Origin of the sequence: Streptomyces melanogenes (assembly GCF_014649795.1) — a bacterium.
GTDB classification, from domain to species: Bacteria; Actinomycetota; Actinomycetes; order Streptomycetales; family Streptomycetaceae; genus Streptomyces; species Streptomyces noboritoensis.
The window spans coordinates 355,439-369,816 of sequence record NZ_BMTS01000002.1; the positions used below are offsets into that span (position 1 = coordinate 355,439).

Here is a 14,378-nt window from a genome sequence, read left to right on the forward strand (position 1 = left end):
GCTGCTGACAGCGAGGAAGGGTACAGCTAATCTGACGGGTAGTCAGCTACTGTGCCAACGGCTACTGCGGGTGGGAGGGTTTGCCATGCGGGACGACCTTCGCGGGGACCTGGAGTGGGGCTCCGTCCCCGCGCTCGTACGGAGCGCGGCCGAGCGGTTCGGACAGCGGGAGGCCGTCGTCGAGGGCCGCACCCGCGTCTCGTACGCGGAGCTCGGCGAGCGGGTGGAGCGGGCGGCGGCGGCCTGTATGGCGGCCGGGGTCGAGAGCGGCGACCGGGTCGCGGTGTGGGCGCCCAACACCCTGGACTGGATCGTCTCCGCGCTGGGCGCGGTCACGGCCGGGGCGGTGCTGGTCCCGCTGAACACGCGGTTCAAGGGCGCGGAGGCGGCGTACGTGCTCCAACGCAGCCGGGCGAAGCTGCTGTTCGTGACGGGAACGTTCCTGGGGACGTCGTACGTTGCCACCTTGCGGCGTGCCGCCGCCGAGGGCGAGGGCGCGGGGCCGCTGCCCGGGCTGCCGCATCTGGAGCAGGTGGTGGTCCTGGCGGAGGACGCGCCGGACGACTTCTGGACCTGGAAGGACTTCCTGGCGGGCGGGGAAGGCGTTCCGGCGGCGGATGTACGGTCGCGGGCGGACTCGGTGGCCTCCTCGGCCCCCTCGGACATCGTCTTCACCTCCGGGACGACGGGCCGCCCCAAGGGCGTGGTGATCACGCACGCGCAGACGCTGCGGGGCTACGACATCTGGAGCGAGCTGGCGGGGTTGCGCGAGGGCGACCGCTATCTGATCGTGAACCCCTTCTTCCACACCTTCGGGTACAAGGCGGGGATCATCGCCTGTCTGATGCGGGGCGCGACGATGGTGCCGCAGCCGGTGTTCGACGTCGAGACGGTCCTGGCGAACATCGCCGCCGAGCGCATCTCCGTCCTGCCCGGCCCGCCCACGCTCCACCAGTCCCTCCTCGACCACCCGGCGCGCGCGGCCCACGACCTGTCCGCGCTGCGGCTCGTGGTGACCGGCGCGGCCGTCGTCCCGCTGCGGCTCGTCGAGCGGCTGCGGACGGAGCTGGGGATCGGCACGGTGCTCACGGCGTACGGGTTGTCGGAGGCCAGCGGCATCGTCACGATGTGCCGCCGTGGGGACCCGGCCGAGGTGATCGCGTACACGTCCGGGCGGGCGATACCCGGTACGGAGGTACGGGTCCTGGCGGAGCCGGGTGAGCCGGGGGAGGTGCTGGTGCGCGGGTTCAACGTGATGCGCGGGTACTTCGAGGACGAGGCGGAGACGAGGCGGGTGATCACGGGGGACGGGTGGTTGCGGACGGGGGACGTGGGGGTGCTGGACGCGGCGGGGAACCTGCGGATCACCGACCGGATCAAGGACATGTTCATCGTCGGGGGCTTCAACGCGTACCCCGCCGAGATCGAGCAGGTGTTGGGGCTGCATCCGGAGGTTGCGGAGGTGGCGGTGGTGGGGGTGCCGGATGGGCGGCTGGGGGAGGTGGGGCGGGCGTTCGTGGTGCGGCGGGAGGGGGCCGGGCTTACGGGGGATGAGCTGATTGCTTGGGCGCGGCGGGAGATGGCGAATTTCAAGGTGCCGCGGGAGGTGTGGTTCTTGGGGGAGTTGCCGCGGAATGCGGGGGGGAAGGTGGTGAAGGGTGTGTTGCGGGAGTTTTCCCCCACCCCGCCCCTTCCCTAGACCCTCCGGGGGTGGGTGGGGTGTGGAGGCTCGCTTCCCGGGGGCTGCGCCCCCGGACCCCCTTGCGGGGCCTGCGGCCCCTGCACCCCGCTGTCTTTCGTCTGCGGGTCGTGGCCGGTTGCTCGCGCAGTTCCCCGCGCCCCTGAAATGCTCGGCTTCGCTATCGCCCGTACCCCCTAGGGGCGCGGGGAACTGCGCGACCAGCCACCCACGGCCTGTCACTTTGACTCGTCGTTGAACCTCGCCGTCGACCACACATAACCCAGCACCGCGAGCCCCACACACCACCCCACCGCGATCCACCCGTTGTTGCCGATCTCCGTGCCCAGCAGCAAACCTCGCAGGGTTTCGATCGCGGGGGTGAAGGGCTGGTACTCGGCGATCGGCTGGAACCAGCCCGGCATCGTGTCCGCCGGGATGAACGCGCTGGAGATCAGCGGGAGGATGATCAGCGGCTGGGCGCTGTTCGCGGCGGCCTCCGCGTTCGGGCTGGCCAGGCCCATGCCGACCGCTATCCAGGTGAGGGCGAGGGAGAAGAGCACCAGCAGGCCGAACGCGGCCAGCCATTCCAGGGGCGTCGCGTCCGTGGAGCGGAAGCCGATGGCGACCGCGACCGCGCCGACCAGGACCACGCTCATCACGCACTGCAGCACACTGCCGACGACGTGCCCGATCAGCACGGAACCCCGGTGGATCGCCATCGTACGGAAGCGGGCGATGATGCCCTCGTTCATGTCGGTGGCCACCGACACCGCGGCCCCGATCACCGTGCCACCGATGGTCATCATCAGGATGCCGGGGACGATGTAGGCGATGTAGTCGGAGCGGTCCGTGCCGCCGATGCCCGTGCTCATCACGTCGCCGAAGATGTAGACGAAGAGCAGGAGCAGCATCACCGGGGTGAGCAGCAGGTTCAGCGTGAGGGACGGGTAGCGGCGGGCGTGCAGCAGGTTGCGGCGCAGCATCGTCCGCGAGTCGCGTACGGCGAGGGAGAAGGTGCTCATCGGGCAGACTCCTTGGGCTGGCTGGGGAGGGTGGTGCCGCCGGTCAGGGCGAAGAACACGTCGTCCAGGTCGGGGGTGTGCACGGTCAGTTCGTCCGCCTCGATGCCCAGCGAGTCCAGCCGGTCGAGCAGGGAGCGCAGCTCCCGCTGGCTGCCGTCGCTGGGGATCTGCAACGAGAGCGCCTCGTCGTCCCGGGTGACCTCGCCCAGCGCGAACGTGGCGTCGCGGTACAGCGCCGGGTTCGTGAAGCGGAGCCGTACGTGCCCGCCGGGGATCAGCCGCTTCAGCTCCTCCGCGGTGCCCTCGGCGGCGATCCTGCCGTCGTTCAGCACCGCGATGCGGTCGGCGAGTTCGTCGGCCTCCTCCAGGTACTGCGTGGTGAGGAAGACGGTCACCCCGTCGGCGACCAGCTCGCGGATGATGCCCCACATATTGTGCCGGGAGCGCGGGTCGAGGCCGGTGGTCGGCTCGTCGAGGAAGATGATCCGCGGGGCGCCGACCAGCGTCATGGCGATGTCCAGGCGGCGCTTCATGCCGCCCGAGTAGGTGGAGGCGGGCTTCTTCGCCGCCGCCACCAGGTCGAAGCGCTCCAGGAGTTCGGCGGTGACCCGGCGGGCCTCCCGCCGGGACAGGTGGTGCAGGTCCGCCATGAGGAGCATGTTCTCCTCGCCGGTGATCAGGCCGTCGACGGCGGAGAACTGTCCGGTGACGCCGATCGAGGCGCGCACCGCCTGCGCGGCGGCGGCCAGGTCGTGGCCGCCGACGCGCAGGTCCCCGGCGTCCGCCGGGACGAGGGTGGAGAGGATCTTCACGGCGGTGGTCTTGCCCGCGCCGTTCGGGCCGAGCAGGGAGAAGACCGTTCCTTCGGGGACGGCCAGGTCGATGCCGTCGAGCACGACCTTGTCGCCGTACGACTTGCGCAGCCCGTTCGCCGCGATGGCCAAGCTGGTCATGAGGGGTGCTCCTTCGGAGGCTGCGGGGTCGGGGGTCAGAGGCTGCGGGCGGCGATGTCGCCGTAGGACGTGGTCGCCTGGATCTCCAGGCCGGCGGCTCCGGTGTTCATGAGCGCGTTCTGGATCCGGCCGTACGCGGTGTGCGCGTCCAGCGACGCGGAGACTCCGCGGGCGGCGCCGACCGCGATGTCCCCGGCCTCGGTGCGCAGTTCGACCGTGCCGCCCACGGCCTCGGTGATACGGAGATCGCCCTTCTGGGTGCTGATCCGGGCGGGGCCGCCCAGGCGGCCGACGGTGACGTCACCGGCCTGGAGGGTGAGCTGGGCGCCCGCGGTCTCGTCGAGCTTGACGGTGCCCCGCGCGCCCTCGATGACGACGTCGCCGAGCCGCCCGACACCCCGGAACTCGCCGTCGGCGGCCTTCGCCTCGACGCGGGAGCCGGTGGGCAGCTGGACCGTCACCTCGACGTAGCCGGAGCTGCCGAGGATCCGGTTCTTGGCCGGAGCGGCCTCGATCCGCAGGACGCCGTCGGCGTACGCGACCGTGGTCTGCTCGGCCGCCTTCACGTCGCGGCTGTTCGAGGCGTTCACGGGGAGGACCTCGACCGTGGCGTCGGCCCGGTCGGCGGCGATGAAGCGGATGCGTCCGGCGGGGATGTCGAGGACGGCGGAGATCGGGGCGGTGGTGGCGAACTTCTGCACGGTGTGTTCCTTCGCTTCGTTGTCGTTTCCGATGAGGGAAAAGCTACGTTGCGTTCGAAGAGTCGGCAACAAGTTCGTTGCGTGGAATGTGTATCCGTGCAGGTCGTAGCCGAGAAATCGTTGCAATGGTTTGCGCTCTAATGCAACAACCGCCCTCTTGTTCGTTGCAATGGAATGAGTGTGAACGCTATGCTGGGGACATCACGGACACGCACGAAGGAGATCTTGATGCCGGGCGGCAGGCTCACTCAGCAGGAACGCCAGCAGATCGCGCTGGGACTGGCCGACGGCCTCGCGTACGCGGAGATCGCCCGACGGCTCGACCGCCCCACCTCGACGGTCACGCGCGAGGTGATGCGCAACGGCGGTCCCACCGCCTACCGCGCCGACCTGGCCCACCGCGCCACCGAACGCCGCGCCCACCGGCGTACGCAGACCGCGCCCCGGGACGCGGAGACGCCCGCGCAGGCGTACGGGCGCGATGCCGAGGCGGTGCGCGAGTACGAGGAGGCGCTCACCACCGTCATGATGGCGTCGGGCCTGCCCAAGATGATGTCCCGGGTGATGGCCTGCCTCACCCTCACCGACGCGGGCAGCCTCACCGCGGCCGAGCTCGTCCAGCGCCTCCAGGTCAGCCCGGCGTCCGTCTCCAAGGCGGTCGCGTTCCTCGACAGCCAGGGCATGGTCCGCCGTGAGCGCGACGAGCGCCGCCGCGAGCGCTACTTCATCGACGACGACATCTGGTACCAGTCGATGATGGCCAGCGTCCGGGCCAACGCCCAGATCGTCGAGATCGCCCGACAGGGCGTGGGCGTCCTCGGCCCCGGCACCCCGGCCGCCGCCCGGCTCGAGAACATCGCCCGCTTCCTCGACTTCGTCGGCGAGAGCCTGATACGCGCCGCCGAGCAGGCCCGGGAGGTCCTGCACACGAAGGCGGAGACGCCGCCCGCGTCCTGAGCCCGGGCCCGTCCCCTCGCACAACACCGAGCGCCCCGCGGCACGTCCGGCCGCGGGGCGCTCGGTTTCCCCCGATGGTTCCCCCGTTCTCCCCCCCGATTCCCCCGTTCCCCCGTAGTCCCCCGTACTTCCCCCGTACTTCCCCCGTTGCTCCCCCGTCGGGGACGCGCACCCCCAAGTACGCGTCCCCGGCGATCCCCCGTGGCCCCCGTTCCCCCGTTGGCCCGGTGGTTCCCCCCGTGCTCCCCCGTGTGTCGCCGGCCGCGACGGCCCCCCCTCCGCGTCGCCGCGGCCGGCCCCCGCCCAGCAGTGGTCCTCAGGTGCTCAGGTGCTCAGGCCTCTTCGGAACCGGCGTGGTTCTCCTGGGGCTTGAGGATGTCCGCGCCGACCAGGCCCGCGTGGTTCTCCATGGGCTTGACCGGGCCGCCCGTGCCGATGACGCCGGCGTGGTTCTCCAGCGGCTTCACCACGTCGCCGCCGACCAGGCCCGCGTGGTTCTCCAGCGGGCGGATCTTGCCGTCGCCGCCGATCAGGCCGGCGTGGTTCTCCATCGGGCGGATCGTGCCGGTGCCCGTGCCGGAACCCGGGCTCCCCGCGTGGTTCTCCTGCGTCGTGGTGTCGCCGGTCTCGGGCTTGTTTCCGTCACTCATCGTGTTCAGCTCCCCTGAGTTTGCTGCATGTCGTGCTGTGAACGGTGCCCGCCCGGCGGCTCCCCCGAGGGTCGCCGGACGGGCACTTCAAGGGCCGTCCACACTAGCGGGGAGGCCCACCGTCGACCCGCCTGCCCCCCGACGCGGCGGATCGTTGAGTAAGAGAGTGCCGAGGGGCGATAAACGATGGCTAAACGGCGTCGGCAACGGCTTGGACAGCTGCGCACACGGCCGCGGCGAAATCCCCGCACCCCGGCGAAAGGCCTCGTCAAAGGCCCGGCCCCAGTGAACCGTACCCGCTACGCCGCCGCCATCGGGCTCAGCAACTGCCGTACGTCCTTGGCTTCCGCCGCGCCCGTCGACTCGTAGATGGCCAGCGCCTCGCGCCAGCACGCGCGGGCCCGGTCGGCCTGGCCGAGCTGGTCCAGGGCGCGGCCCAGCGTCGTCAGGACGTTGCCGCGCATCCACTCGCCGCCGATGCAGCGCAGCGCCAGTGCCTGCTCCGCGTGCTGGGCGGCCCGCGCCGGGCGCCGCGCCGCGAAGTGGGCCTCGGCGATGCGGAAGTGCGTGGTGCCCTCCCACAGCCGCTGGCGGTTGTCCTGGAAGACCTGGAGGGCCTGGCCCAGTTGGGACAGCGCGTCGTCCAGGCGGCCCGCCCGGGTCAGCGCGATGCCCAGCGCGAAGCGGCCGTTGGCGACCCGCAGGGCCAAGCCCATCTCGTTGAAGATGTCGAGCCCGCGCTGGGCGAGGTCGACCGCGCTCGCGGTGCGGCCCATGTTCACGTGGATCCGCGCCAGGTTGCACAGCGCGCTCGCCTCGCCCGGCCGGTTGCCGTCGGCGCGGTAGTTGTCGATAGCCTCCTTCAGGAAGCGCTCGCCGTCGGCGTGCCGGTTCTGGTAGAACGCGATGATCCCGCGGTCGTTGGGCGCGGCCCCGGCCGGCATCGGGTCGGCGGCCTCCTTGGCGAGCAGCGAGGAGAGCCGCGCCTCCTCGTCGGCCTGCTCGAAGCGGCCGGAGACCAGCAGCACGGTGGAGAGCGCGAGCCGGGCCCGCCCCTCGGCGCTGGCGTCGCCCCGCTCGTGCCCGGCGTCGCGCACGGCCACCGCGGTCGTCTCGTACTGCCGCGAGTTGGCCCCCGACTCGGCGAGGTCCTTCGCCGCCCACAGCAGGTCCACCGCGCGCCGCAGCAGCGCCGGGTCGCCCGCGCACTGGTGGACGCACGACAGCAGGCAGTTGGCCTCCGCGTACAGCCAGTCCACCGCCGCGTGCCCGTCGGCGAACGGCAGTCCCGGGTACTGGGTCGGCGCCAGGTGCTCCACCAGCCGGTCGCCGGGCCGCTCGATCGCGTACACCTTGGCGGCCGTGGCCAGATAGAAGTCCAGCAGTCGCGACATGGCCGCGGCCCGGCCGGACGGCGGGTCCTCGTCGCGCTCGGCGCACGCACGCGCGTAGAGCCGTACGAGATCGTGGTAGCGGTAGCGGCCGGGGGCCGCCGACTCCACCAGGCTGGTGTCGACGAGGGATTCGAGCAGGTCCTCGGTCTCCTGGAGCGGCAGGTCCAGTACGGCGGCGGCCGCGGCCAGCGAGATGTCCGAGCCGTCGGGCAGGCCGAGCAGCCGGAAGGCGCGGGCCTGGGCGGGCTCCAGCTGGCCGTAGCCGAGCTCGAAGGTGGCCTTGACCGCGAGGTCGCCCGCCTGGAGCTCGTCCAGGCGGCGCCGCTCGTCGGCGAGCTTGGCGGCGAGGAACGAGACGGTCCAGGTGGGACGCGAGGCCAGCCGGGAGGCGGCGATGCGGATCGCCAGCGGCAGGAAGCCGCAGGCGGCCACGACGTCGAGCGCCGACTGGCGCTCGGCGCTCACCCGCTCCTTGCCGACGATCTTCGTGAAGAGCTGGAGGGCCTCCTCCGGCGACATCACGTCCAGGTCGACCAGATACGCCCCGGCCAGGTCCAGCATCCGGATCCGGCTGGTGACCAGGGCGGCGCAGCCCGCCGTGCCGGGCAGCAGGGGGCGCACCTGGGCGGCATCGCGCGCGTTGTCGAGCAGGACCAGGACCCGGCGGCCGTCGAGCGTGGAGCGGAACAGGGCCGCGCGCTCCTCCAGCGAGTCGGGGATGGACGCGTCGGGCGTGCCGAGCGCCCGCAGGAAGGCGCCGAGCACCGCCTCCGGCTCGCAGGCGCGCGGTCCGGTGCCCTGGAGGTCCACGTACAGCTGGCCGTCGGGGAAGTGCGGGCGGGCCGCGTGGGCCACGTGCACGGCGAGCGTCGTCTTGCCCACGCCGCCGATCCCGGCGAGCGCGGAGACCGCCATGACGGTGGTGTCGGCGGCCGCGAGCCGCGCCGACAGTTCCTGGACGAAAGAGACGCGGCCGGTGAAATCGGGCACCGAGGCGGGAAGTTGGGCCGCCCGGACGGGGGCCGGGGCGGCGGGCGCCTCGGCGGGCCGGGCCAGGTCCTCGTCGGCCTGCAGGATCCGCTGCTGGAGGCGGGAGAGCTCGGGGCGCGGGTCGACGCCGAGCTCGTCGGCGAGCAGCCGACGGGTGTCCGCGTACACCGCGAGGGCCTCGGCCTGGCGGCCGCTGCGGTAGAGCGCGAGCATCAGCAGCTCCCGCAGCCGCTCGCGCAGCGGGTACGCGGCGGTGAGCGCGGTCAGTTCGGAGACGGCCTCGGCGTGGCACCCGGCGTCCAGCTCCATGTCGAGCCGCGCCTCGGTGAGCTGGAGGCGCCACTCGCTGAGCCGGGTCCGCTCGGTGTCGGCGTGCGGGCCGGGCACGTTGGCGAGCGGCTCGCCGGTCCACAGCGCGAGCGAGGCCTTCAGCAGCTCGCGCGCCCTGGCCTGGTCGCCGCCCGCGCGCGCCTTCTCGGCCTCGGCGGCCAGCTCCTGGGCGGTGGCGAGGTCGAGGACGCCCGCGGAGAGCCGGATCGCGTAGCCGCCCGCGTCGCTCACCAGGACGCCGGGACCCAGCGCCTTGCGCAGCCGCGAGGCGTACGTCCGTACCGCCGCCAGGGCCTGCGAGGGCGGTTCGTCGCCCCAGATGGCGTCGATCAGCTCGGCGGCGGTGGCCGTGCGGCCGTCGCGCAGCAGCAGCGCGGCGAGCAGGGCGCGCTGCTGCGGCGAGCCGGACGGCAGGACGTCGGCCCCGCGCCACGCGCGTACGCTTCCGAGCACGCCGAAGCGCAGGTCCGCGGTGTCCGCGGCCTGCCCGGCGTCCGCTGCCGGGACCGGAGCCCGCTGCTCCGGAATGCGCGGCTCGCCGTTTCGGTCCATAGCGACCCCCTGTGCCCCCGTAGCGCTGGTAATGCCCGTGCCAGTCTGCCCTGTCCATGGCATGCGCGTCAGCTACGGGTGACGCTCCGCACAGGCCCTCTGCACACTTTCGTTACAGGTCACCGGCGCGTGTCCACGGCCCTGTCCGGCGGGCGGACAGGCGTCACGGGGTGGGGAAGGAGGGGCGAATGGCCGAGGAGTGACCGGTGGGTGGCCGAGGTGTGACCGGTGTACGGGTGGCGGGACGGCGAGGTTTGTCCGAGGCCGACCGGTGAAGTGGCCGAAGAGCGCCCCGCACGACTAGCTGACGGATCGTCAGTTCAGGTCTACCGTGAAGAGCCATGGAGACCATGAAGACTGTGGAGACCGTGGAGAGCTTCCCGAGGATCATCTCGGTGGACGACCACACGGTGGAGCCGCCGCACGTCTGGCAGGACCGGCTCCCGTCGAAGTACCGGGACTCGGGCCCGCGCATCGTCCGCGCCCCCCTCAAGGAGATGACCTTCCTCGGCGGCAAGTTCGCGCCGGTCATGGGTGCGCCGGGGGACGAGGGGCCGATCGGCGACTGGTGGGTGTACGAGGACCTGCACCGCCCGCTGACGCGCCTGGACACGGCGGTCGGGTACGCGCGGGACGAGATCCGCCTGGAAGTGATCACGTACGAGCAGATGCGGCCGGGTTCGTACAGCGTCCCGGAGCGGCTCGCGGACATGGACGTCAACCACGTCCAGTCGGCGCTGTGCTTCCCGACCTTCCCGCGCTTCTGCGGCCAGACGTTCACGGAGGCGGCGGACCGGGAGCTGGGGCTGCTGTCCGTGCGGGCGTACAACGACTGGATGGTGGAGGAGTGGTGCGGCCCGGAGGCCGGGGGCCGCCTGATCCCCCTCACCCTGATCCCCCTCTGGGACGCGGAGCTCGCGGCGGCGGAGGTGCGTCGGAACGCGGCGCGGGGGGTGCGGGCGGTGGCCTTCTCCGAGATACCTCCGCACCTCGGTCTGCCGTCCATCCACACCGACTACTGGGATCCGTTCCTGGCGGCGTGCGACGAGACGGGGACGGTGATCGCGATGCACATCGGGTCGTCGTCGAAGATGCCCTCCACCTCGGCGGACGCGCCGCCGGCCGTCGGCTCCACCATCACCTTCGCCAACTGCTGCTTCTCGATGGTCGACTGGCTGATGAGCGGCAAGTTCGAGCGGTTCCCTGGGGTGCGGGTGATGTACGCGGAGGGGCAGATCGGGTGGATCCCCTACATCCTGGAGCGGGCGGACGTGGTGTGGGAGGAGAACCGGGCCTGGGGCGGCGTCGCGGACAAGGTCCACCGACCGCCGTCCGAGCTCTTCGCTGAGCACGTGTTCGGGTGCTTCTTCGATGACGCGTTCGGGTTGCGGAATCTGGGGGCGATTGGGGTGGGGAACGTCTTGTACGAGACGGACTATCCGCATTCGGACTCTACGTGGCCGAAGTCCAAGGAGGTGGGGGAGGGGCAGATGGCGCATCTTCGGGGGGATGTGGTGGAGAGGATTGTGCGGGGCAATGCGATTGAGCTCCTGTCGCTGGGACCGGATGGCTTGTGGCGGGGCTGATTTCCCCCCACCCCGCCCCTTCCCTAAAGCCCTCTGGCGGGCGGCCGGGTGCTTCGTCTGCGGGCCGTCCCCAACTGGTCGCGCAGTTCCCCGCGCCCCTAAGGATGCCGCTCCGCGGCAATCCCCGCTTTTAGGGGCGCGGGGAACTGCGCGAGCAACCGGCCGCCGGGCCGCAGACGAACGCCTGGGCCGCCCGGGCCGGCACCGTCTACGCGCTGCTGGGGTGAGTCCAGGGCCTTGTCTGATGGGGCGTCAGATATCACGATGGGGCGGAGCCGTCCGGGAGTGACGAGGCGTCAGGTCGGCGCCGAAGGCCCGGCGGCCAAGGAGGCCTCGTGGAGCCGTACACGGACATACCCGGGGGGCCGCTCTCGTACGGGATGCAGCTCCCCATCCAGTCCCAGAGCACCCTCTACGCCGAACCCTGGGAAGCCGGCGCCACCCCGGACGACCTCGCCGAGATCGCGCGGGTCGCCGACCGCGCCGGCTTCCACTACCTCGCCACCTGCGACCACGTCGCCATCCCCCGAAGGCTCGCGGGCGCGATGGGCACCACGTGGTACGACCCCGTCGCCACCCTCGCCTACCTCGCCGCCATCACCACCCGCACCCTCCTCCTCAGCCACGTCGCCGTCGTCGGCCTGCGCCACCCCCTCCTCACCGCCAAGCAGTACGCGACCCTCGACCACCTCAGCGGCGGCCGGCTGGTCCTCGGGGTGGGGGCCGGTCACGTACAGGAGGAGTTCGAGGTCCTCGGGGCGGACTTCGAGGGCCGGGGGGCCGTGCTCGACGAGACGATGGATGCGCTGCGGGCCGCGCTGGGGCCGGAGGAGTTCCCCGAGTTCCACGGGGAGCGGTTCCGCTTCAGCGGCCTCGGGCAGCGGCCGCGGCCCGCCCAGGAGCGCGTGCCCATCTGGGTCGGTGGGTCCTCGCCCGCCGCCGTCCGGCGCGCCGCCCTGCGCGGCGACGGCTGGCTGCCACAGGGCGATCCCCGCGACAAACTGCCCCACCAGATCGCCCGGATCAGGGAGTTGAGGGAGAGGAACGGCATCCAGGCGCCCTTCTGTGTCGGCGCCATCGCGGAGCCGCTGTACGTGGGCGAGGCCCGCTGGGACCTCGGGCGCCGCACCCTCAGCGGCAAGCCGGACGCCCTCGCCGACTCCCTGCGCGAGTACGCCGCGCTCGGCGTCCACCAGGTCCAGTTGCGCTTTCGCTCGCGCGGCCGCGCCGAACTCATCGACCAGATCGCGGCGTTCGCCGCCGACGTGGCGCCCCACCTCACCTAGGGAGTACGGACATGGGCAAGCTGGACGGACGGGTCGTCCTCGTCACGGGCGCGGCGCGCGGGCAGGGCGAGCAGGAGGCGCGGCTCTTCGCGGCCGAGGGCGCCAAGGTGGTCCTCGCGGACGTGCTGGACGACCAGGGGGAGGCGGTGGCCAAGGAGCTGGGGGAGGAGTCGGCCCGGTTCGTGCACCTCGACGTCAGTAGGGAGGAGGAGTGGGTCGCCGCCGTCCGCCTCGCCAAACAGGCCTTCGGGCACCTCGACGGGCTCGTCAACAACGCGGGCATCCTCCGCTTCAACGAACTCGTCGCCACCCCGCTGGCGGAGTTCCAGCAGATCATCCAGGTCAACCAGGTGGGCGCCTTCCTCGGCATCAAGCACGCGGCCCCCGAGATCGAGGCGGCCGGCGGCGGCACCATCGTCAACACCGCCTCGTACACCGCGCTCACGGGCATGGCGTACGTCGGCGCGTACGCCGCCACCAAGCACGCCATCCTCGGTCTCACCCGCGTCGCGGCGGTGGAGCTCGCGGCGAAGGGGATCCGGGTCAACGCGGTCTGCCCCGGCGCCGTGGACACCCCGATGACCAACCCGGCGGCCCTCGACCCGACGGCCGACCCCGAGGAGGCCAAGGAGGCGGTGGCCGAGCTGTACAAGCGGCTGGTGCCGCTGGGCCGGATCGGGCGGCCGGAGGAGGTCGCGGCGCTCGCGCTCTTCCTGACCAGCGAGGACTCCGCGTACATCACCGGCCAGCCGTTCGTGATCGACGGGGGCTGGCTGGCCGGGGTGAGCCTTTTCTGAGTCATTCCTGAGCCGTTTCCGCGCTTCTTCTGACTCGGTGTCAGGTATTGACGACATCGGACGCCGGTGGAACAGTCGCCGTATCGCAGAGATCTGACGATGTGTCAGAAACGTTGACAGGGACGGTGAACCTCCTTGGAATTCGGACTGTTTGTACAGGGATACGTGCCCGTGGCACGCTCGTCGGTCGACCCCCAGGCGGAGCACAAGGCGCTCATGGAGGAGACCGAATACGTCATCCAGGCGGACAAGTCCGGCTTCAAGTACGCCTGGGCCTCCGAGCACCACTTCCTGGAGGAGTACTCGCACCTGTCGGCGAACGAGGTCTTCCTCGGCTACCTCGCCCACGCGACCGAGCGGATCCACCTCGGCTCGGGCATCTTCAACCCGCTCGCGCCGGTCAACCACCCGGTCAAGGTCGCGGAGAAGGTCGCGATGCTCGACCACCTCAGCGAGGGGCGGTTCGAGTTCGGCTCCGGGCGGGGCGCGGGCTCCCACGAGATCCTCGGGTTCATGCCGGGCGTCACCGACATGAACCACACCAAGGAGATCTGGGAGGAGACCATCGCGGAGTTCCCCAAGATGTGGCTCCAGGACGAGTACGTGGGGTTCCAGGGCAAGCACTGGTCGCTGCCGCCGCGCAAGGTCTTCCCCAAGCCGTACGGGAAGTCGCACCCGGCGATGTGGTACGCCGCCGGGTCCCCGTCGTCGTACGCCATGGCCGCGAAGAAGGGCCTGGGCGTCCTCGGATTCTCCGTCCAGAAGGTCTCGGACATGGAGTGGGTCCTGGAGCAGTACAAGACGGCGATACGGGAGGCGGAGCCGATCTCCGACTTCGTCAACGACAACGTGATGGTGACGTCGACGGCGATCTGCGCGGAGACCCATGAGAAGGCGGTGGCCATCGCGGCGGCGGGCGGCCTGAACCGGCTCCAGTCGCTGGTGTTCCGCTACCACGACACGTTCCCGCGGCCCGAGGGCGTGCCGGAGTGGCCCGAGCTGCTGCCCGAATACACCACGGAGATCATCGAACTCCTCATCGCCGAGGAGCTGATGATCTGCGGTGATCCTGACGAGGTCACGCGGCAGTGCAAGCGGTGGGAGCAGGCGGGGGCGGACCAGCTGTCCTTCGGCCTGCCGATCGGTGTGCCCTACGAGGACACGATGACGACGATCCGGCTGATCGGGGAGCATGTGATCCCGAAGATCGACACGGATCCGGTACACCGGACGACCCGTTTCCGCGAGGCCGCGGGCGGCTGAGCGGAGTGTTCGGCTGCGGGTGAGTGGGTGGCTGGTCGCGCAGTTCCCCGCGCCCCTAAAAGCGCCCCTCCGGGCCGCCCCGGGGATTGCCGCGCAGCGGCATCTTAAGGGGCGCGGGGAACTGCGCGACCAGTTGGGGACAGCCCGCAGACGAACACGAACCCGGGGGTCCGGGGGCGCAGCCCCCGGGAACGCCACCTCCACCCCCACCCACCC

At 71.5% G+C, this 14,378-nt stretch carries 11 protein-coding genes; 6 read left to right on the forward strand and 5 right to left on the reverse strand.

All coding sequences use genetic code 11. From position 1 onward, the window contains the following. The first annotated feature begins 85 nt into the window (after positions 1-85). The gene (locus IE252_RS05645; RefSeq protein WP_190088166.1) at positions 86-1,699 is read left to right on the forward strand and encodes a FadD3 family acyl-CoA ligase; all 1,614 of its coding nucleotides are present in this window, start codon (positions 86-88) and stop codon (positions 1,697-1,699) included. A gap of 218 nt (positions 1,700-1,917) precedes the next feature. Here IE252_RS05645 and IE252_RS05650 read toward each other — a convergent pair whose 3' ends face one another. The 3 genes from IE252_RS05650 to IE252_RS05660 are packed head-to-tail and all read right to left on the reverse strand — an operon-like array spanning position 1,918 to position 4,357. After that, complete coding sequence (locus tag IE252_RS05650; protein ID WP_190088167.1) at positions 1,918-2,703, reverse strand: ABC transporter permease; 786 nt, start codon at positions 2,701-2,703, stop codon at positions 1,918-1,920. Beyond that, entirely contained in the window at positions 2,700-3,656 is a 957-nt protein-coding gene (locus tag IE252_RS05655) for an ATP-binding cassette domain-containing protein (protein WP_190088168.1), read from the reverse strand. The genes IE252_RS05650 and IE252_RS05655 overlap by 4 nt, the downstream gene beginning before the upstream one ends. Positions 3,657-3,691: 35 nt before the next feature. Beyond that, on the reverse strand, positions 3,692-4,357 hold the full coding sequence (locus IE252_RS05660; RefSeq protein WP_190088169.1) for a DUF4097 family beta strand repeat-containing protein: 666 nt from the start codon (positions 4,355-4,357) through the stop codon (positions 3,692-3,694). 228 nt (positions 4,358-4,585) lie between these two features. Here IE252_RS05660 and IE252_RS05665 point away from each other — a divergent pair, with 228 nt between their 5' ends. After that, a complete protein-coding gene (locus tag IE252_RS05665) occupies positions 4,586-5,314 on the forward strand; it encodes a GbsR/MarR family transcriptional regulator (RefSeq protein ID WP_190088170.1) in 729 nt (242 codons plus the stop codon). A 332-nt stretch (positions 5,315-5,646) separates the two neighbouring features. On the opposite strand, the gene IE252_RS05670 is transcribed toward IE252_RS05665, so the two are convergent. Together IE252_RS05670 and afsR are read right to left on the reverse strand one after the other, a co-directional pair. Next, positions 5,647-5,964 carry a hypothetical protein gene (locus IE252_RS05670; protein ID WP_190088171.1) on the reverse strand — a complete coding sequence of 106 codons (318 nt, stop codon included), beginning with the start codon at positions 5,962-5,964 and terminating at the stop codon, positions 5,647-5,649. A 299-nt stretch (positions 5,965-6,263) separates the two neighbouring features. Beyond that, the gene (afsR, locus tag IE252_RS05675) at positions 6,264-9,230 is read right to left on the reverse strand and encodes an SARP-family global regulator AfsR (RefSeq protein ID WP_190088172.1); all 2,967 of its coding nucleotides are present in this window, start codon (positions 9,228-9,230) and stop codon (positions 6,264-6,266) included. Between the two features lie 368 nt (positions 9,231-9,598). On the opposite strand from afsR, the gene IE252_RS05680 reads away from it, so the two are divergent. From IE252_RS05680 to IE252_RS05695, 4 genes are all read left to right on the forward strand, one after another. Next, positions 9,599-10,816: an amidohydrolase family protein gene (locus tag IE252_RS05680; protein WP_190088411.1), complete on the forward strand. Its 1,218-nt coding sequence runs from the start codon at positions 9,599-9,601 to the stop codon at positions 10,814-10,816. A 380-nt stretch (positions 10,817-11,196) separates the two neighbouring features. Continuing rightward, positions 11,197-12,102 carry an LLM class F420-dependent oxidoreductase gene (locus tag IE252_RS05685; RefSeq protein WP_190088412.1) on the forward strand — a complete coding sequence of 302 codons (906 nt, stop codon included), beginning with the start codon at positions 11,197-11,199 and terminating at the stop codon, positions 12,100-12,102. An 11-nt stretch (positions 12,103-12,113) separates the two neighbouring features. Beyond that, the gene (locus IE252_RS05690; protein ID WP_190088173.1) at positions 12,114-12,899 is read left to right on the forward strand and encodes an SDR family NAD(P)-dependent oxidoreductase; all 786 of its coding nucleotides are present in this window, start codon (positions 12,114-12,116) and stop codon (positions 12,897-12,899) included. A gap of 135 nt (positions 12,900-13,034) precedes the next feature. Further along, positions 13,035-14,162 (forward strand): LLM class flavin-dependent oxidoreductase, encoded by a 1,128-nt coding sequence (locus IE252_RS05695; RefSeq protein WP_190088174.1) that lies wholly within the window; start codon positions 13,035-13,037, stop codon positions 14,160-14,162. Positions 14,163-14,378: the final 216 nt, after the last annotated feature.